Consider the following 19,672-nt stretch of genomic DNA (forward strand, 5'->3'; position numbering starts at 1 on the left):
GGGTTAATCCTGCAACGAGGCGTTGAAAGCCTCAAGAAACTGCGCGTTTTCTTCGGGGGTGCTGACCGTCACGCGCAGACAGTTGGCCAGCAATGCGTGCATTTTACTCACGTTCTTGATCAATACCTTACGCGCCAGCACTCGCTCGAACGTCTGTGCCGCATCCGTCACGCGCACCAGCAGGAAGTTGGCGGCGCTGGGGTAGACCGTCACACCGGGCATGGCTGCCATGGCGTCGGCCAGCTTCGTGCGCTCGGCGCGCAGTTGGGCGGCCTGATCGTCCAGCACGTCCACATGCTCCAGCGCGAACAGCGCGGTGGCTTCGGTCAGCACGTTGACGTTGTACGGCGGGCGCACCTTGTCCAGCTGCGCCAGCCATTCCGGCGAACCCGCCATGTAGCCCAGGCGAATACCGGCAAGGCCCAGCTTTGACACCGTGCGCATCACCAGCAGGTTGCCGAACTCGGTCAGGCGCGGCATCCAGCTTTCCTGGGCAAACGGTTGGTAGGCCTCGTCCACCACCACCAGGCTCTGGCAAACCTCGCCCTGCGCGGCGCGCACGATGGCTTCCATGTCGGCGGCGTCGAACAGGTTGCCAGTGGGGTTGTTCGGGTAGGCCAGGTAGATGATGGCGGGCTTGTGCTCGGCCATCGCGGCCAGCATGGCGGCGCGGTCCAGCGTGAAATCGGCGCGCAGCGGCACGCCGACAAACCCCAGGCCGGCAAACTGCGCCGACATTGCATACATGACGAAGCCCGGCACCGGCGCCAGCACCTTGGCGCCCGGCTTCGCCGCGGCCAGCGAAATGATGCTGATCAGTTCGTCCGATCCGTTGCCCAGCATCACGTCCATGCCGGCCGGCACTTTCATGACCGACTTCAGTTGCGCGCGCAGCGCTTCGCTGCTCGGCACCGGATAACGGTTCAGGGCCACCTCGCCCAGCCGCGCGGCCAGTTGCGCGCGCAGGTCGGGCGGCAGCCGGTACGGGTTCTCCATCGCGTCGAGCTTCACCAGTCCGTGCGAATCGGCGACATGGTAGGCGCCCATGGCGCGCACGTCGTCACGGATGATGCGTTCGATCAGGGATGGGTCTACGGCTGACATGATGGTCCTATGGTTTCGTGCTTTGCGGGCATTTCAGGAAACCGCTTCACAATGAAGCGAAGCGGTTCTGGCCAGGCGCGCGGCCGCAGACAGCACAAGCAGTACGGCAAGGCCGCGCAACGACGCCAGAATCATTTTGAAGTGGTTTCTTAACGCTTGAAACGGTACTCGGCAGATCGGGCATGCGCCTGCAGGCCTTCGCCATAGGCCAGCTCGGCGGCGATCTGGCCCAGCATCTGCGCCCCACCCTCGCTGACCTCGATCAGGCTCGAACGCTTCTGGAAGTCATATACGCCCAGCGGCGACGAGAAGCGCGCGGTGCGCGAGGTGGGCAGCACGTGGTTGGGGCCCGCGCAGTAGTCGCCCAGCGATTCGCTGGTATAGCGACCCAGGAAGATGGCGCCTGCATGGCGGATCTTCTCGCTCCACTGGCGCGGGTTTTCGGCGGAAATCTCCAGGTGCTCGGGCGCGATGGCGTTGGCGATCTCGCAGGCCTCTTCCATGTCGCGCACCTTGATCAGCGCTCCGCGTCCCGCGAGCGAAGCGGCGATGACTTCGCGGCGCGGCATCGTCGGCAGCTGGCGCTGGATGCTTTCTTCCACGCGGTTCAGGTAGGCCTCGTCCGGGCACAGCAGGATCGACTGTGCCAGCTCGTCGTGCTCGGCCTGCGAGAACAGGTCCATGGCCACCCAGTCCGGATCGGTCGTACCGTCGCAGATCACCAGGATCTCGGACGGGCCGGCGATCATGTCGATGCCGACCGTGCCGAACACGCGGCGCTTGGCGGCAGCCACATAGGCATTGCCCGGGCCGACGATCTTGTCCACCTGCGGCAGCGTGGCGGTACCGAACGCCAGCGCGCCCACGGCCTGCGCGCCGCCGATCGTGAACACACGGTCCACGCCGGCGATCTGCGCGGCGGCCAGCACCAGTTCGTTGCGCACGCCACCGGGCGTGGGCACGACCATGATCACTTCCTTGACGCCGGCCACGCGTGCCGGAATCGCGTTCATCAGCACCGACGACGGATACGCCGCCTTGCCGCCGGGCACGTACAGGCCCACGCGGTCCAGCGGGGTCACCTTCTGGCCCAGCATGGTGCCGTCGGCCTCGGTGTATTCCCAGCTATGGCTGCCGCATTCGATCTTCTGCTTCTCGTGGTAGGCGCGCACCCGTGCGGCGGCGGCCTCCAGTGCGGCCCGGCGCTTCGGCTCCAGGTCTTCCAGCGCCGCTTCCAGTTGGGATTGCGACAGTTCCAGCGCGCCCATCGAGGCAGCTTCCAGGCGGTCGAAACGGCGCGTGTATTCGAGCACGGCATCGTCGCCACGGCGGCGCACGTCAGCCAGGATGTCGGCCGCGGCGCGATCGATGGCCTCGTCTTCCGACGCCTCGAACGCCAGCACCTGGCGCAGGGCATCGGCAAAACCGGGCTCGGTCGAGTCGAGCCGGCGGATCGACAGGTTTTCCATATCGGTTTCGTTCATGACTGCTTGTCCTCGCAGAATCCCTGACGGATTCCCGGTCGGGTTCAACTTGTGCGTACCTCAGGCGAGCGCCGCCGAGGCACGTTCGAATGCTTCGAGAATCGGCGTCAGCCGTTCCCGCTTGAGCTTCAGCGCGGCCTGGTTGACCACCAGCCGCGACGAGATCTGCACGATCTCTTCCACTTCGACCAGATTGTTCGCACGCAGCGTGCCCCCGGTGCTGACCAGGTCGACGATGGCATCGGACAGCCCCACCAGCGGGCCCAGCTCCATCGAGCCGTACAGCTTGATCAGGTCGACGTGCACGCCCTTCTTGGCAAAGTGCTCGCGCGCCGTCTGCACGTACTTGGTGGCCACGGCCAGGCGCGCGCCCTGCCGTACCGCCTTGGCGTAGTCGAACCCGGCCGGCACCGCCACCGACATGCGGCAGCGCGCGATGTTCAGGTCGATCGGCGCGTACAGGCCGGTCATGCCGTGTTCCATCAGCACATCCTTGCCGGCCACGCCGAAGTCGGCCGCGCCGTATTGCACGTAGGTCGGCACGTCCGATGCACGCACGATGATCACGCGCACAGCCGGATCCGAAGTCGGCAGGATCAGCTTGCGCGAGGTCTCGGGATCCTCGGTCACCTGGATGCCGGCCGCGGCCAGCAGCGGCAGCGTTTCGGTAAAGATGCGGCCCTTGGACAGTGCCAGCGTCAGCTGGTTGGGCGAGGCGTTGAATGCGGGGCTCATCGTCAATTCTTCTAGGTTCGGGGCGGCTTGAGGCGGCTTGAGGCGGCTGTTTCTGGCTCAGGCGATGCGGCGGATCTTCGCGCCGACTGCCGACAGCTTGTCTTCCATGCGGTCGTAGCCGCGATCCAGGTGGTAGATCCGGTCGATCGTCGTTTCGCCATCTGCCACCAGGCCGGCGATGACCAGGCTGGCCGATGCCCGCAGGTCGGTGGCCATCACGTTGGCGCCGGACAGGCGCGGCACGCCGGTCACCACGGCCGTATTGCCCTCGGCCGTAATGTTCGCGCCCAGCCGGTTTAGCTCCTGCACGTGCATGAAGCGGTTTTCGAAAATCGTCTCGGTGATGCGTGCCGTGCCTTCGGCCACCGCGTTCAGCGCCATGAACTGGGCCTGCATGTCGGTCGGGAAGGCCGGGTATTCCGACGTGCGGAAGCTCACGGCCTGCGCGCGTTGCGGCATGGCCAGGCGGATCCAGTTGTCGCCGGTCTCGATCGTGGCACCGGTCTCGCGCAGCTTGACCAGCACGGCGTCCAGGATCAGCGGCGGGATGTCGCGCACGACGATGTCACCCAGCGTCGCGGCGGCGGCGCACAGGAACGTGCCGGCCTCGATGCGGTCGGCCACCACGCTGTGCTGTGCGCCGTGGAGCTTGTCCACGCCCTGCACGATCAGGCGGTCGGTGCCGATGCCGTCGATCTTCGCGCCCATCTTGACCAGCAGTTCGGCCAGATCGGTCACCTCGGGCTCGCGGGCGGCGTTTTCCAGCACGGTCTCGCCTTCGGCCAGCGTCGCGGCCATCAGCAGGTTCTCGGTACCGGTCACGGTGATCATGTCCGTCACCACGCGGGCGCCCTTCAGGCGGCCGGCGCGGGCATGGATGAAGCCGTGCTCGATGTTGATCTCGGCACCCATGGCCTGCAGGCCCTTGATGTGCTGATCCACGGGGCGGGCGCCAATGCCGCAGCCGCCCGGCAACGACACGCGGGCCTCGCCGAAGCGGGCCACCAGCGGGCCCAGCACCAGGATCGACGCACGCATCGTCTTCACGAGGTCGTAGGAGGCTTCCGGCGAATTGATGTCGGCCCCGTTCAGCGTGGCCACGCCGCTTTCCATGTCGGCCTGCATGCCCATCTGGCGCAGCAGCTTGAGCATCGTGCGCGTGTCCTGCAGGTCCGGCACGTTGGACAGCGATACGGTATCGGCGGTCAGCAGGCCGGCGCACAGGATGGGCAGCGCGGCGTTCTTGGCGCCCGAGACGCGGACTTCGCCCTTGAGCGGCCCGTTGCCCTGGATCTGGAATTTGTCCATGTTTCTGTCTTGTCAGCCGGCGGGCTTGCATCCGCCGGGGTGTTGTCTGTTGGAGTGTCGACGCGCCTTACCTGGCGCCGTCGGCCTGCCATTCGGCCGGCGTCAGGGTCTTCATCGACAGCGCATGGATCTCGGCACGCATGCGGTCGCCCAGCGCCGCATAGACGCGCTGGTGCCGCTGGATCAGGCGCTTGCCTTCGAACTCCCCGCTCACGATCGTGGCGAAGAAGTGCTGGCCGTCGCCCTCCACGTGCAGATGTTCGCAGGGCAATCCTTGGGCAATGTAGTCCCTGACTTGTTCCGGAGTAGGCAGCATGTCTGTCTCTGTGAATTCGGTGATTTGCGGCAAATCAGTGCCGCAGCTTGTAACCCTTGCGCAGCAGGCGCAGCGCCAGCGCGGCCAGCACCACGAACGCCACGGCCACCACGGCCAGGCTGTGCAGCGGCGGCACGTCGGACACGCCGAAGAAGCCGAAGCGGAACCCATCGATCATGTAGAAGAACGGGTTGGCGTGCGACACGGCCTGCCAGAACGGCGGCAAGGAATGAATCGAATAGAACACGCCGGACAGGAACGTGGCCGGCATGATCAGGAAGTTCTGGAACGCGGCCAGCTGGTCGAACTTCTCGGCCCAGATACCGGCGATCAGCCCCAGCGTGCCCAGGATGCCGGCACCGGCCAGCCCGAACACCAGGATCCAGAGCGGATGCGCGAAATGCAGGTTCGCAAACCAGGCCGTCACCAGCAGCACACCCAGGCCCACGCAGAGTCCACGCACGATCGACGCCACCACGTAGGCGCCGAACATTTCCCAGTGCGACAGCGGCGGCAGCAGGATGAACACCAGGTTGCCCGTGATCTTTGACTGGATCAGCGACGACGAACTGTTGGCGAATGCGTTCTGCAGCACGCTCATCATCACCAGGCCGGGCACCAGGAAGGCGGTGTAGCTGATCTGGTCGTAGACGCGCACCCGGTCTTCGAGCACATGGCCGAAGATCAGCAGGTACAGCACGGCGGTCAGCACCGGCGCGGCCACGGTCTGGAAGGACACCTTCCAGAAACGCAGCACTTCCTTGTAGAGCAGCGTGCGGAAGCCGACCAGGCCGCCGACACCCATCGACGCGAGGCGCTGTTCCTCGCGCTGGGCCATGTTGACCTCCACGGGATTCTTCATGCCGCGGCCTCCATGGCGGCGTTCGGCGTACTGCCGGGCATCTGGCCTTCACGGCGCATGATCTGCACGAACACGTCTTCCAGGTCTGCCTTGCTGATTTCCATGTCTTCGACTTCGCAACCGGCAGCGCGCAGCGCGGCCAGGATGGGCTCCACGGCCTCGTAGCCCGACAGCCGCAGGCGATGCGCGCGCTCGCCCGGGTTGCCCGGCGTGCGCAGCGCTTCCAGTTCGGCTGGCAGCGTGCCCTTCGAAAGCGTCAGCACCAGCTGCAGGCCCGCGAACTGGTTCAGCAGGCTGCTGGTGCGGTCCAGCGCCACCACCTCGCCGAACTTGAGCATGGCGATACGGTCGCACAACGCCTCGGCTTCTTCCAGGTAGTGGGTGGTCAGGATGATCGTGTGGCCTTCGCGATTCAGCCGTGAGATGAACTTCCACAGCGTCTGGCGCAGTTCCACGTCCACGCCGGCGGTGGGTTCGTCCAGCACGATCACGGGCGGACGGTGCACCAGCGCCTGGGCCACCAGCACGCGGCGCTTCATGCCGCCCGAAAGCTGGCGCATGTTGCTGTCGGCCTTGTTGGTGAGATCGAGGTTGGCCATGATCTCGTCGATCCAGTCGTCGTTGCGCTTCAGGCCGAAATAACCGGACTGCAGCCGCAGCGTCTCGCGCACCGTGAAGAACGGATCGAAAACCAGCTCCTGGGGCACCACGCCCAGCATGCGGCGCGCCATCCGGTAGTCATCCACCACGTCGTGGCCCAGCACGCTGACCGTACCCGAATCGGCGCGATTCAGGCCGGCCAGGATGGAGATCAGCGTGGTCTTGCCCGCGCCGTTGGGACCGAGCAGGCCGAAGAATTCGCCGCGCTCGACGCTGAAACTGACACCCTTGAGCGCCTGCAGGTTGCGGTAGCGCTTGCGGACATCGGTAATTTCGATGGCTTTCATGGCCGAATGTCTTGGGATGGGGCCGCTTGGCGGTCAGCCTTACCTGGATTTGGGGGAGCGCCCCTGAGGTTAGCCGCGCAGCACCTGTGGAATTGTGTCAGGACACTTGGGGGCGACTTGGGGACGAACAACCCGGAATTATAGGGGATGCGGGGGTTCCCCCGCTTTGCCCGGCGCGGCGCCAGGCCCTCGGCCCGACGCCGTGGCATCGCATGGCCGCACGCAATGGCACGCGCGGCGACGGATGCCGGTTCAATGTCGGTGGTGGTGGTGTTCCGGGTGGGTAGCGGTGGCGGCGGCCAGGCCCAGCAGGCCATCGACCCCGTAGAGGCTGGCCAGCGACCGCAGTTGCGGCGAGGCGCCGGCAATGGCCAGCGACTGTCCGCGCGCGGCGGCAGCCCGCTGCCAGGCCAGCAGCACGGCCACGGCGGAGGAATCCACCTGCGTCAGCGCGCTGCAATCCACCGTCACGTCGCCTTGCTGCACGCGTGACAGGCCGTCACGCAGCACGATGGCGGCGTTGCGGTTGGTCAGCGAGGAGCCGAGGGCGGGCATGGATGAAAGGCGCTGGAAACGTGAGACGGGCGTGTCGAAAATGAAAACTCCCGCCCGGGGGCGGGAGCGTCCGACCATTGTAGACCAGTTTGGCCGCGCCGTGCTGCAGCGCAACCAGAATCACATGAACTGGCCGTTCAGCTCTTGGCGTTGGCCAGTTGGCGGTTGCGGTCCTGCAGCGTCTTGATGACGCCGTCCACGCCCTGCTGGTTGGCGATGGTGTTGAAGCTGCCCTTGTACGCTTCGGTCAGCCAGGCGCCCAGCACGTTGATGTCATAGACCTTCCAGCCCTCGGGGGTCTTTTCCAGGCGGTAATCCATCTGGATCGGCTCGCCCTTGTTGATGACCTGGGTGCGGATCGTGGCATCGGTGTCGTCAGCCGTGCCGCGATACGGACGGAACTGCACCTTCTGGTCGCGGATCTGGGCGATGGCACCGGCATACGTGCGGATCAGCAGCGTCTTGAATTCGTCGGCAATCACCTTCTGTTGTTCCGGCGTGGCCTTCGACCAGTTGCGGCCCATGGCGATCTGCGTGGTACGCGTGAAGTTGGCGTGCGGCAGGATCTTCTGCTCGACGAGCTGGGTAATCTTGCCGATATTGCCAGCCTGCATGTCCTTGTCGGCCTGCACCGTGGACATCACCTCGTTCACCACGCCCTTGACCAGGCCATCCGGCGTCGAGGCGTCAGCCTGCTGGGCCTGCGCGGCGCTGGCACCGGCAAAGGCGACAACAGTAAGGAAGGGGAGCAACAGTCGCTTGATCATGTGAATTTATCCTTTCTTTCCGGGACGGCACCTGCAGGGTATCGGCAGATTCACGCCCATCCGACAGGGCAACAATGCACCACCATCGGAAATCATTGAAACACAGGCGTCAGCGGGGCATGGTACACACGCATGACTCAAACGCCACTTTCATACACTTTGTTTCAGGGCTCACAGCGCGCTCACAGGCCCGGCCAGGCCATGACCCGGCCAAGGCTGGCAGGCAGACCTCGCGGGCTGCCCACGCGCTTCAGCCCTCCCTGGTATCCGAACTGGCCGGCGCGGCCTTGCCGCCGCCATCCTGGTCCTGCGGCACCTTCTGCTGGGGCTCCTGCGGCTGGTCCTCGTCGTCCTGCGACGGCGGATTGCCGTCGTGGATCAGGTATTCGCGGCGCTGCAGGTACGAATCGCGCAGGAACGCGTATTTATCCAGCGCGGCGGCTTCGATCAAGTTCGTGGCGCCAAGCAGCTGGGCCCGGCCGTCAACCACGCGCACGGTCGACACCGACAGGCTGGCGTACCACGGCGAAATATAGGTGGTCGGGTCCATGAAGCGGTCCACCACCATGCCCGTGCCGTCCCGCACGCTGCTTGGCCCGAACAACGGCAGCACCAGGTACGGCCCCGGCGGCACACCCCACACGCCCATGGTCTGGCCAAAGTCTTCCTTGTATTTCGGCAGGCCGGCCGGCGTGGCGATGTCGATCAGGCCGCCCAGGCCCAGCACGCTGTTGATTGCCACGCGCATCGTGTCTTCCGCGGCCCGCGACGGCTTGCCCTGCAGCAGGTTGTTGGCCGCCGAGTAGACATCGCTGACATTCGAGAAGAAATTGCCCACCGCCGTGCGCACCGGCGACGGGACGTAGTCCTGGTAGCCTTCGGCCACCGGCTTCAGCGCGTACTTGTCGAGATTGTCGTTGAACGTGGAAACGCCGCGGTTGAACGGCTCCAGCGGGTCTGCCGGGTTGGCGCTGGGCCCGGTGGCACAGCCGGCCAGGGCCAGCGCGGCCAGCGATGCCGCGGCCAGGCGATGAAAAGTACTCATTTGCTACCGCCCATTCCCGGCGCGGCTGGCAGGGCCGCCGCACCCGAGCCAGACGCTTTCGTCGAAGACGAGGAGGAAGACGGGGCCGCGGCCGGCGCGCTGCCACTGTTGCCGCCGGCGCCGGCATCGGCCGCCTTGTTGTACAGGAACTGGCCGATCAGGTTTTCCAGCACCACGGCGGACTGCGTCATCGTGATCTTGCTGCCCTGCGCCAGCATCTTGTCGTCACCGCCGGCTTCCAGCCCGATGTACTGCTCCCCGAGCAGCCCCGAGGTCAGGATCTTGGCCGACGTGTCCCGCGGGAATTCGTAGCGCTTTTCCAGGTTCATCGTCACGGTGGCCTGGTATTGCTTGTCGTCGAAGTTGATCGACGCCACACGGCCCACCACCACGCCGGCGCTCTTGACCGGCGCACGCGGCTTCAGGCCGCCGATATTGTCGAACTGCGCGGTGACCGCGTAGGTATCCTGGAACGACAGGCTGCTCATGTTGCCGGCCTTCAGCGCCAGGAACAGCAGGGCGGCGAATCCCACCACCACGAACAACCCCACCCAGTAGTCGAGCGAATTTTTCTTCATGCGAGTCTCTTGTCGAATGCTTGTCAGCTGAACATCAGCGCGGTCAGCAGGAAATCCAGGCCGAGCACGGCCAGCGACGCCATCACCACGGTCCGCGTGGTGGCGCGCGAGACACCCTCGGGCGTCGGGTTGGCCTCGAATCCCTGGTACAGCGCGATGAACGTCACCGCAATGCCAAAAATAAAGCTCTTGATCACGCCGTTCAGCACGTCGGCGCGCACGTCCACGCCGCCCTGCATCTGCGACCAGAACGCGCCGGCATCCACGCCGATCAGCTGCACGCCAACCAGGTAGCCGCCCAGGATACCCACGGCACTGAAGATCGCAGCCAGGATCGGCATGGCGATGACACCGGCCCAGAAGCGCGGCGCGATCACGCGCTGCAACGGGTTCACGGCCATCATTTCCATGGCGGTCAGCTGCTCGCCGGCCTTCATCAGCCCGATTTCGGCGGTCAGGGAGGTGCCGGCGCGGCCCGCGAACAGCAGGGCCGACACCACCGGCCCCAGTTCACGCACCAGCGACAGCGCCACCAGCAGGCCCAGTGCCTGCTCGGATCCATAGCGGTTCAGCGTGTAGTACCCCTGCAGGCCCAGCACGAAGCCGACAAACAGGCCCGATACGGCGATGATGACCAGCGACAGGTTGCCGACGAAGAACACCTGGTCCGAAATCAGCCGGAAACGGCGCAGCAGGGCCGGCGACAGCGCCAGCACGGACAGGAACATGCGCGTGGCGCGGCCCAGGCCGCCCACGAACTGGCGCACCGCGGCGCCGATGGTAGTGAAGAAGCCGGTCAACGCGCGCCTCCGGCCAGGAAATCTTCGGCCAGCGTGGGGCCGGCGTAATGGAAAGGCACCGGGCCATCGGCCTCGGCGTGTACGAACTGGCGCACGAACGGATCGCTCGACGCGCGCAGGTCGTCGGGTGCCCCTTCGGCGGCAATCTTGCCGTTCGCGATGAAATAGACGTAGTCGGCGATCTGGAAGGTTTCCTGCACATCGTGCGAGACGATGATGGTGCTGGCGCCCAGCGCGTCGTTGAGGTCGCGGATCAGGTTGGCCGTCAGCCCGAGCGAGATCGGGTCCAGCCCCGCGAACGGTTCGTCGTACATCAGCAGCGCCGGGTCCAGCGCAATGGCCCGCGCCAGCGCCACGCGCCGCGCCATGCCGCCCGAGATCTGGGCCGGCATCAGGTCGCGCGCCCCGCGCAGCCCCACCGCGTTGAGCTTCATCAGCACCAGGTCGCGAATCATTGATTCGGGCAGGTCTGTGTGCTCGCGCAGCGGGAATGCGACGTTGTCGAATACCGACAGGTCAGTGAACAGCGCGCCAAACTGGAACAGCATGCCCATCTGCCTGCGCACCGCATACAGCGCGGTCTGGTCCATGGCGTCGATATCGGCGCCGTTGAACGTCACGCGGCCGCGTTGCGGGCGCACCATGCCGCCCACCAGGCGCATCACCGTGGTCTTGCCGCAGCCCGACCCGCCCATGACGGCCACCACTTTCCCGCGCGGAAAACGCATGGAAAGGCCGGAAAGGATGGGCTTGTCGCCAGCCGCGTATGCAAAATCGACATCCGCGAGTTCGACGACGTTGGGGCCTGTAAAGGCCTGGCCAGACGGGTTCGGCACGTTAGCGGTCACGATGTCACCGGATTTGAACAGGCGGCCATTATAAGGGCTACTACCTATCGGTCGCCGTCCTGTGTGGTGATCTCACCATTGCACAGCCGACAACAATCCGAGACAAAGGTGTGACGCCACCCCGGCACAGGTCGGAGCGGCCGGGCGCGCGCTCAGGGTTCGGCGCGCGGCCCGGTCTGGCGCAGGATCGCCTGCCACTGCACCGATTCTGCGCGGATGGCGGTGGCAAAGGCGTCGGGCGAGTCGCGCACCGGGGTCAGGCCGGCGGCCATCAACTGGGCCTGCACGCCGCGTTCGTTGGTCACACTGTCCAGCTCCGTAGCCAGTCGCGCCACGATGGCGCGCGGCGTCTTGGCCGGCGCCATCACCCCATACCAGGCAAGCGCGCCGTACCCTTCCATGCCGGCTTCCTGCAGCGTCGGTACCTGCGGCGACAGCGGCGAGCGAACCGGCCCGGTCACGCCCAGGATTCTGAGTGTCCCCGAACGCACGTGAGTCTGCACGGCGGCCCAGGAACAAAAGCAGGCGCTGATTCGACCCGCAAGCATTTCCTGCACGACTGCGCTCTCGCCCTTGGCTACCACCAGCGGAACGCTGGGCGGCATGCCGCGCACGGCGTACTCGGCATACAGGTGCGATGGGCTGCCCGCCTGGCCATAGCCGTAGCTGTACGACGCCGGGCTTGACCGCACCGCCGTGACCCATTGCTGGGGCGTAGTCATCGGCAAATGACCATCGATCACCAGGAACAACGGCGTCGCGGCCACCCGCGCCACGGGGGTGAAGTCGCGCATCACGTCATAGGGGACCGGTTCCAGCCCGGGCTGGATCAGCATGTTCGCCTGATGGAACAGCAGCGTATGGCCGTCGGAACTGGCCTTGGCGACGAGATCGCCGGCCATGGTGCCTGCTGCGCCGGGGCGATTGTCCACCTCGACCGGCACGCCAAGCCTCTGGGATAGCCGTTCCGCCACAAGACGCGCCACGGCGTCGGCAACGCCGCCGGCGGGGAACGGCACGATCATGCGCAGCGGCCGGGCCGGGAACGACACCGGGCGACTCGGCGGCTCCGCGCGAGCGGCAGGCGGAATGCTGGCAAGCTGGGCGACAGCGGGAGGTTGAGCAAGGGCCGTCGCCGTGCAAAGCGCCACGGCAACCGTACACCCCGACCATCTGGCAGCGAGTATTGGCAACTTCGCTATACCTCGCCAAAGCCGCATGCATTTGCGTACTTCGGGCATCAATTTCCTCCGGGCCGTACCCCACCGCTACGGCACCAAATCGGCTGAAAGGATTTCGAGGCAGTCTCTTCTTATCTAGTTTGAGGAAATTGTAGGGACATTGCGTGGCAGCGCCCAGACCGCGTAAACGCTCTCCGGGCGGACCCCAATGTGAGCGCCCGTATAATCGGTTGATGCCTGAATTCGTCTTGCGGCCCATGCGTGCCGCCGACCTGCCCGCCGTACTCGCCATCCAGGCGCAGTGCTACGGCGAAGCGCTGGTCGAGTCCGCCGATGCCCTGCAAAGCCGGCTTGCGTTGTCTCCTTCCACCTGCTGGATTGCGGCCGTGTCCTCGCCATCGCAAAACGGCCATTCCGATCCTTTGCTGGCCGCCTATCTCTTCACCCACGCCTGGCCCGAGGCATCGCTGCCACCCTGGAACGGCCAGCTTGTTTGCGACTGGCCCGATACCGAACGGCTGACGTGGTTTATCCACGACATGGCCGTTGCGCCAATCGGGCGCGGCACGGGACTGGCCTCCCAACTCCACGATGCGGCGCGCGACGTGGCGACGAAGGCCGGGCTGCGGTCGTCACGACTCATCGCCGTGCAGTCGGCCGACGGATACTGGCGCAGGCTCGGGTACGCCCCGCTGGCGGCCGGCAGGCATGCTGCCAAGCTGGCGGCTTACGGGGAGGGGGCGGTGTTGATGGGGTGCCTGCTGTAGGCAGGAGCTTTCCGAGCCATCGTCCAAAACAAAACCCCCGCTGCCTTCCGGCACGCGGGGGTTTTTTCCAGCCAGGGCCGGAACTGGCAGCTTAGCGCGGCAGTTCCGAATGGCCCATCAGGAATGTGTCGACCGAGCGGGCGGCCTGGCGGCCTTCGCGGATGGCCCAGACCACCAGCGACTGACCACGGCGCACGTCGCCGGCAGCGAAGACCTTCGGCACGTTCGTGTGGTAGGCACGCTCGCCTTCGGTCGATGCCTTGGCGTTCTTGCGAGCGTCGGTGTCCACGCCGAAGGCTTCCAGCATCGAGCCCACCGGGTTCGTGAAGCCCATCGCCAGCAGCACCAGGTCGGCCTTCAGCACGAACTCGCTGCCTGGCACTTCCTGCATCCGGCCGTCCTTCCACTCCACGCGGCAGGCCTTCAGTGCCGTGACCTTGCCGTTCTCGCCGATCAGCTCCTTGGTCGCCACCGACCAGTCACGCGAGCAGCCCTCGTCATGCGACGACGACGTGCGCAGCTTGATCGGCCAGTACGGCCACACCAGCGGCTTGTTTTCTTCATCCGGCGGTTGCGGCAGCAGTTCGAACTGCGTGACCGATTCGGCGCCGTGGCGGTTCGACGTGCCCACGCAGTCCGAACCCGTATCGCCGCCACCAATCACGATCACGTGCTTGCCTTCGGCGCGGATGTCGTTGACGCCGTCGCCAGCCACTTCCTTGTTCTGCGGGATCAGGAATTCCAGCGCGTAGTGGACGCCGGCCAGTTCACGGCCCGGCACCGGCAGGTCGCGCGGCACTTCCGAACCGCCCGCCAGCACCACGGCGTCGAACTGGTCCATCAGCGCCTGTGCCGAGATGGTTTCACGCGCGTAGTTCTTGATGCCGGCCGGCAGCGCGCCGTCGGTCACCATCACGCCCGCGCGGAAGGTCACGCCTTCGGCCTGCATCTGCTCGATGCGGCGGTCGATCAGGTCCTTCTCCATCTTGAAGTCGGGGATGCCGTAGCGCAGCAGGCCGCCGACACGGTCGTTCTTCTCGAACACGGTCACGTCGTGGCCGGCGCGCGCCAGTTGCTGGGCAGCCGCCATGCCAGCGGGGCCCGAGCCCACCACGGCCACCGTCTTGCCGGTCTTGTGCTTCGGCACCTGCGGCGCGACCCAGCCCTCTTCCCAGGCCTTGTCGATGATCGCGTGCTCGATCGACTTGATGCCCACCGGCAGTTCGTTGATGCCCAGCGTGCAGGCAGCCTCGCACGGTGCCGGGCAGATGCGGCCCGTGAACTCGGGGAAGTTGTTCGTCTGGTGCAGGACTTCGATCGCCGACTTCCAGTCCTGGCGATACACCAGGTCGTTGAAGTCGGGAATGATGTTGTTGACCGGGCAGCCGTTGTTGCAGAACGGGATACCGCAGTCCATGCAGCGGGCACCCTGGACCTTCGCTTCGCTGTCGGAGAGCGCGAACACGAATTCCTTGTAGTGCTTCACGCGCTTGACTACGGGTTCGTAGCCTTCGTTCTGGCGCGGAAATTCGAGAAAGCCTGTCGCCTTACCCATGTTGCATCCTTGGTCTTGCTGGCGCGAGGCGGCCGGGCCGGCCTCGCGTGGGGTCAGTATCTTGTTGGCGCCGCAGCCGTGGCGGCGGCGCCTCTCGTGGTGTGGCTGCCGGTCAGGCGGCTACCGCTTCGCGATCGCTGTCGCGGGCTGCCTGTTCCTTTTCGAACATCTCGCCCAGGGCGCGCTTGTACTCGGTCGGGAAGACCTTGACGAACTTGCGGCGTGCCGTGGTCCAGTCGGCCAGCAGCGCCTTGGCGCGCTCCGAACCGGTGTAGCGGAAATGCTGCTCGATCAGGTTGCGCAGGATCACTTCGTCCAGCTGGCGGGTGCCGTTGAACTTGTGCCATTGCGATTCCGGCTGGCCCTTCTGCTGGTCGGCCGAGGCGAGCACGGCTTCCAGCGCCACCATCGACGTGTTGCAGCGCTTGTCGAACAGGCCGTCCTCGTCATAGACGTAGGCCACGCCGCCCGACATGCCGGCCGCGAAGTTGCGGCCCGTGCCGCCCAGCACGACCACCGTACCGCCCGTCATGTACTCGCAGCCATGGTCGCCGGTGCCTTCCACCACGGCGGTGGCGCCCGAGTTACGCACCGCGAAACGCTCGCCGCCCACGCCGTTGAAGAATGCCTCGCCGGCCAGCGCGCCGTACAGCACGGTGTTACCCACGATGATGTTGCGGGTCGGGTCGCCACGGAATTCGTGCGGTGCGCGCACGATCACGCGGCCACCGGACAGGCCCTTGCCCACGTAGTCGTTGGCGTCGCCCACCAGATCCATCGTGATGCCATGCGCCAGGAACGCGCCGAACGACTGGCCGGCCGTGCCCTGGAACTGGATGTGGATCGTGTCGTCAGGCAGGCCATCGTGGCCGTACTGCTTGGCCACCACGCCGGACAACATCGCGCCCACCGTGCGGTTCACGTTCTTGACCGGCTGGATGAACGACACGCGCTCACCCTTGTCGATTGCCGGGCGCGCCTTGGCAATCAGCGTGTGGTCCAGCGCCTTGCCGGCTTCCACCGACAGGCCGTGATCCTGCACGTCGGTGTGATAGCGCGGCACGTCGGCCGGGATCGGTGCCTGGAAGAAGATGCGGCTGAAGTCCAGGCCGCGCGCCTTCCAGTGATCGATGCCGTTGCGGATGTCGAGCAGGTCGGCACGGCCGATCAGTTCGTCGAACGTGCGGATACCCAGCTGGGCCATGATCTCGCGCGCTTCTTCCGCAACGAAGAAGAAGAAGTTCACCACGTGCTCGGGCTTGCCCTGGAATTTCTTGCGCAGCGCCGGATCCTGCGTGGCCACGCCCACCGGGCAGGTGTTCAGGTGGCACTTGCGCATCATGATGCAGCCCTCGGCCACCAGCGGTGCCGTGGCGAAGCCGAATTCGTCGGCGCCCAGCAGCGCGCCAATCACCACGTCGCGGCCGGTCTTCATCTGGCCGTCGGCCTGCACGCGGATGCGGTTGCGCAGGCCGTTCAGCATCAGCGTCTGCTGCGTTTCGGCCAGGCCCAGTTCCCACGGCGAACCGGCGTACTTGATCGACGACCACGGCGATGCGCCGGTGCCGCCGTCATGGCCGGCGATCACCACGTGATCGGCCTTGGCCTTGGCAACGCCGGCAGCCACGGTACCCACGCCCACCTCGGACACGAGCTTCACCGAGATGTCCGACGCCGGGTTCACGTTCTTCAGGTCGTGGATCAGCTGTGCCAGATCCTCGATCGAGTAGATGTCGTGGTGCGGGGGCGGCGAGATCAGGCCCACGCCCGGCACCGAGTAACGCAGCTTGCCGATGTAGTCCGACACCTTGTGGCCCGGCAGCTGGCCGCCTTCGCCCGGCTTGGCGCCCTGCGCCATCTTGATCTGGATCTGGTCGGCCGATGCCAGGTATTCGGCGGTCACGCCGAAACGGCCCGACGCCACCTGCTTGATCTTCGAGCGCAGCGAATCGCCGGCCTTCAGTTCCAGGTCCTTCTCCACCACGTGGTCGCCCAGGATGCTCTTGAGCGAGTCGCCCTGCTTGATGGGGATGCCGCGCAGTTCGTTGCGGTAGCGCTTCTCGTCCTCGCCGCCTTCGCCCGTGTTCGACTTGCCGCCGATGCGGTTCATCGCCACGGCCAGCGTTGCGTGGGCTTCGGTCGAGATCGAGCCCAGCGACATGGCGCCGGTAGCAAAGCGCTTGACGATTTCCTTGGCCGATTCCACTTCTTCCAGCGGAATGGCGCGGGCCGGATCGACCTTGAACTCGAACAGGCCGCGCAGCGTCATGTGACGGCGGCTCTGGTCGTTGATGATGTTCGCGTATTCCTTGTACGTCTGGTACTGGCCCTTGCCATCGTCGGCGCGCACCGAGTGCTGCAGCTTGGCAATGGAATCCGGGGTCCACATGTGTTCTTCACCGCGGATACGGAACGCATACTCGCCGCCGGCGTCGAGCATGCTGCTCAGCACCGGGTTGCTGCCGAACGCGTCGGTGTGCAGGCGCAGGGCTTCCTCGGCCACTTCGAAGATGCCGATGCCCTCGACGTTCGACGGCGTGCCGTGGAAGTATTTCTGCACCAGCTCGCGCGACAGGCCGATGGCTTCGAAGATCTGGGCGCCCGTGTACGACATGTACGTGGAGATGCCCATCTTCGACATCACCTTGAACAGGCCCTTGCCGATTGCCTTGACGAAGTTCTTGACCGCCTTTTCCGGCGACAGGTCGCCCGACAGGCCCGAGGCCATGTCGGCCAGCGTTTCCATGGCCAGGTACGGGTGCACGGCTTCGGCGCCGTAGCCGGCCAGCAGCGCGAAGTGGTGCACTTCACGGGCCGAACCGGTTTCGACGACCAGGCCGGCCGACGTGCGCAGGCCCTTTTCCACCAGGTGATGGTGGATGGCCGACGTCGCCAGCAGCGCGGGAATCGCAACCTGGGTGTCGTCGACGCGGCGGTCGGACACGATCAGGATATTGTAGCCCGAACGCACGGCGTCCACGGCTTCGGCGCACAGCGATGCCAGGCGGGCCTCGATGCCCTCCTTGCCCCAGGCCACCGGGTAGCAGATGTTCAGTTCGTACGAACGGAACTTGCCGCCGGTGTAGTGCTCGATATTGCGGATCTTGGCGATGTCCTTGAAGTCCAGCACGGGCTGGGACACTTCGAGACGCATCGGCGGGTTGATGTTGTTCAGTTCCAGCAGGTTCGGCTTCGGGCCGATGAACGACACCAGCGACATGACCATGTTCTCGCGGATCGGGTCGATCGGCGGGTTGGTCACCTGGGCGAACAGCTGGCGGAAGTAGTGGTACAGCGTCTTGTTCTTCGACGACAGCACGGCCAGCGGCGAATCGTTGCCCATCGAGCCGGTGGCTTCCTCGCCGGCCAGCGCCATCGGCGCCATCAGGAACTTGACGTCTTCCTGCGTGTAGCCGAACGCCTGCTGGCGGTCCAGCAGCGGCGACACGGGCTTCTTCTCGGCGGCCACGTCTTCGGGCTTGGCATCCAGCTCGTCGAGCTTGATGCGCACGGCGTCGATCCAGCTCTTGTACGGCTTGGCGTTCGCCAGGTTGTCCTTGAGTTCCTTGTCGTCGATGATGCGACCCTGCTCCATGTCGATCAGGAACATCTTGCCCGGCTGCAGGCGCCACTTGTTGACGATGCGCGACTCGGGGAACGGCAGCACGCCGGCTTCCGAGGCCAGCACGACGAAGTCGTCCTCGGTCACGTAGAAGCGGGCCGGACGCAGGCCGTTACGGTCCAGCGTGGCGCCGATCTGGCGGCCATCGGTGAAGCAGATGGCGGCGGGGCCGTCCCACGGCTCCATCATCGCGGCGTGGTACTCGTAGAAGGCACGACGGTTGTCGTCCATCAGCGTGTGCTGTTCCCAGGCTTCCGGGATCATCATCATCATCGCGTGGACGAGCGGGTAGCCGGCCATCGTCAGCAGTTCGAGGCAGTTGTCGAACGATGCCGTATCCGACTGGCCCGGATAGATCAGCGGCCACAGCTTGGGCAGGTCGTCGCCCAGCACCGGCGACGAGATCGCGCCGGTACGTGCGTTCACCCAGTTCACGTTGCCCTTGACCGTGTTGATTTCGCCGTTGTGGGCGACCATGCGGTACGGGTGGGCCAGTTCCCAGGCCGGGAACGTGTTCGTCGAGAAGCGCTGGTGCACCAGGGCCAGGGCCGACACGGCGCGCGAATCCTGCAGGTCCAGGTAGTACTCGCCCACCTGGTTGGCCAGCAGCAGGCCCTTGTACACGACGGTACGGGCCGACATCGACGGCACGAAGTATTCCTTGCCGTGCTTGAGCTTGAGCGCCTGGATGGCGTGGCTGGCCGTCTTGCGGATCACGTAGAGCTTACGTTCCAGCGCGTCCGTGGTCATGATGTCGCGGCCACGGCCAATGAAGATCTGGCGGATCACCGGCTCGGTGGTGCGCACGGTCGGGGACATCGGCATGTTGCAGTCCACCGGCACATCGCGCCAGCCCAGCACGACCTGGCCTTCCAGGCGCACGGTGCGTTCGAGCTCCTGCTCGCAGGCCAGGCGCGAGGCGTGTTCCTTCGGCAGGAAGATCATGCCGACGCCGTATTCGCCAGCGGGCGGCAGTGTCACGCCCTGCTTGGCCATTTCCTCGCGGTAGAACTGGTCGGGGACCTGGATCAGGATACCGGCGCCATCGCCCATCAGCGCGTCTGCGCCGACTGCGCCCCGGTGGTCCAGGTTCTCAAGGATCTTCAGACCCTGCGAAATGATCTCGTGGGATTTCTTGCCCTTGATATGCGCCACCATGCCGACGCCGCAGGCGTCGTGCTCGTTGGTGGGGTCGTAC

At 65.7% G+C, this 19,672-nt stretch carries 17 protein-coding genes; 1 reads left to right on the forward strand and 16 read right to left on the reverse strand.

The features are described 5' to 3' along the window. Positions 1–3: 3 nt before the first annotated feature. From hisC to ACOABP_RS07415, 14 genes are all read right to left on the reverse strand, one after another. Positions 4–1,104, reverse strand: a complete 1,101-nt coding sequence (gene hisC, locus ACOABP_RS07350) for a histidinol-phosphate transaminase (protein ID WP_474227578.1) — start codon at positions 1,102–1,104, stop codon at positions 4–6. A 149-nt stretch (positions 1,105–1,253) separates the two neighbouring features. Next, positions 1,254–2,588, reverse strand: a complete 1,335-nt coding sequence (hisD, locus tag ACOABP_RS07355; RefSeq protein ID WP_474227579.1) for a histidinol dehydrogenase — start codon at positions 2,586–2,588, stop codon at positions 1,254–1,256. A 60-nt stretch (positions 2,589–2,648) separates the two neighbouring features. After that, on the reverse strand, positions 2,649–3,323 hold the full coding sequence (hisG, locus tag ACOABP_RS07360) for an ATP phosphoribosyltransferase (protein WP_474227580.1): 675 nt from the start codon (positions 3,321–3,323) through the stop codon (positions 2,649–2,651). A 57-nt stretch (positions 3,324–3,380) separates the two neighbouring features. Further along, positions 3,381–4,631 carry a UDP-N-acetylglucosamine 1-carboxyvinyltransferase gene (murA, locus tag ACOABP_RS07365; protein WP_474227581.1) on the reverse strand — a complete coding sequence of 417 codons (1,251 nt, stop codon included), beginning with the start codon at positions 4,629–4,631 and terminating at the stop codon, positions 3,381–3,383. A gap of 67 nt (positions 4,632–4,698) precedes the next feature. Further along, positions 4,699–4,947, reverse strand: coding sequence for a BolA family protein (locus ACOABP_RS07370; RefSeq protein ID WP_066731174.1), 249 nt, complete (start codon positions 4,945–4,947; stop codon positions 4,699–4,701). Positions 4,948–4,981: 34 nt separating this feature from the next. Beyond that, the gene (locus ACOABP_RS07375) at positions 4,982–5,785 is read right to left on the reverse strand and encodes an ABC transporter permease (protein WP_474227788.1); all 804 of its coding nucleotides are present in this window, start codon (positions 5,783–5,785) and stop codon (positions 4,982–4,984) included. A 20-nt stretch (positions 5,786–5,805) separates the two neighbouring features. After that, entirely contained in the window at positions 5,806–6,756 is a 951-nt protein-coding gene (locus ACOABP_RS07380) for an ABC transporter ATP-binding protein (protein WP_474227582.1), read from the reverse strand. A 252-nt stretch (positions 6,757–7,008) separates the two neighbouring features. Then, positions 7,009–7,311, reverse strand: a complete 303-nt coding sequence (locus ACOABP_RS07385; RefSeq protein ID WP_474227583.1) for an STAS domain-containing protein — start codon at positions 7,309–7,311, stop codon at positions 7,009–7,011. 137 nt (positions 7,312–7,448) lie between these two features. Further along, positions 7,449–8,078: an MlaC/ttg2D family ABC transporter substrate-binding protein gene (locus tag ACOABP_RS07390; protein ID WP_474227584.1), complete on the reverse strand. Its 630-nt coding sequence runs from the start codon at positions 8,076–8,078 to the stop codon at positions 7,449–7,451. A gap of 250 nt (positions 8,079–8,328) precedes the next feature. Next, positions 8,329–9,123, reverse strand: a complete 795-nt coding sequence (locus ACOABP_RS07395; RefSeq protein ID WP_474227585.1) for an MlaA family lipoprotein — start codon at positions 9,121–9,123, stop codon at positions 8,329–8,331. After that, a complete protein-coding gene (mlaD, locus tag ACOABP_RS07400; protein ID WP_474227586.1) occupies positions 9,120–9,701 on the reverse strand; it encodes an outer membrane lipid asymmetry maintenance protein MlaD in 582 nt (193 codons plus the stop codon). The genes ACOABP_RS07395 and mlaD overlap by 4 nt, the downstream gene beginning before the upstream one ends. Positions 9,702–9,724: 23 nt before the next feature. After that, the gene (gene mlaE, locus ACOABP_RS07405) at positions 9,725–10,501 is read right to left on the reverse strand and encodes a lipid asymmetry maintenance ABC transporter permease subunit MlaE (protein WP_066731185.1); all 777 of its coding nucleotides are present in this window, start codon (positions 10,499–10,501) and stop codon (positions 9,725–9,727) included. Continuing rightward, positions 10,498–11,349, reverse strand: a complete 852-nt coding sequence (locus ACOABP_RS07410; protein ID WP_066731187.1) for an ABC transporter ATP-binding protein — start codon at positions 11,347–11,349, stop codon at positions 10,498–10,500. The genes mlaE and ACOABP_RS07410 overlap by 4 nt, the downstream gene beginning before the upstream one ends. Positions 11,350–11,501: 152 nt before the next feature. Beyond that, a complete protein-coding gene (locus tag ACOABP_RS07415) occupies positions 11,502–12,590 on the reverse strand; it encodes a tripartite tricarboxylate transporter substrate binding protein (protein ID WP_474227587.1) in 1,089 nt (362 codons plus the stop codon). A 173-nt stretch (positions 12,591–12,763) separates the two neighbouring features. Here ACOABP_RS07415 and ACOABP_RS07420 point away from each other — a divergent pair, with 173 nt between their 5' ends. After that, positions 12,764–13,297, forward strand: a complete 534-nt coding sequence (locus ACOABP_RS07420) for a GNAT family N-acetyltransferase (protein ID WP_474227588.1) — start codon at positions 12,764–12,766, stop codon at positions 13,295–13,297. Between the two features lie 91 nt (positions 13,298–13,388). Here the strand turns inward: ACOABP_RS07420 and ACOABP_RS07425 are convergent, their stop codons facing one another. After that, a complete protein-coding gene (locus tag ACOABP_RS07425; RefSeq protein ID WP_066731194.1) occupies positions 13,389–14,852 on the reverse strand; it encodes a glutamate synthase subunit beta in 1,464 nt (487 codons plus the stop codon). 112 nt (positions 14,853–14,964) lie between these two features. Continuing rightward, entirely contained in the window at positions 14,965–19,632 is a 4,668-nt protein-coding gene (locus ACOABP_RS07430) for a glutamate synthase-related protein (RefSeq protein ID WP_474227789.1), read from the reverse strand. Positions 19,633–19,672 lie beyond the last annotated feature (40 nt).

The sequence above is a fragment of the Cupriavidus sp. HE11 genome (assembly GCF_056097175.1).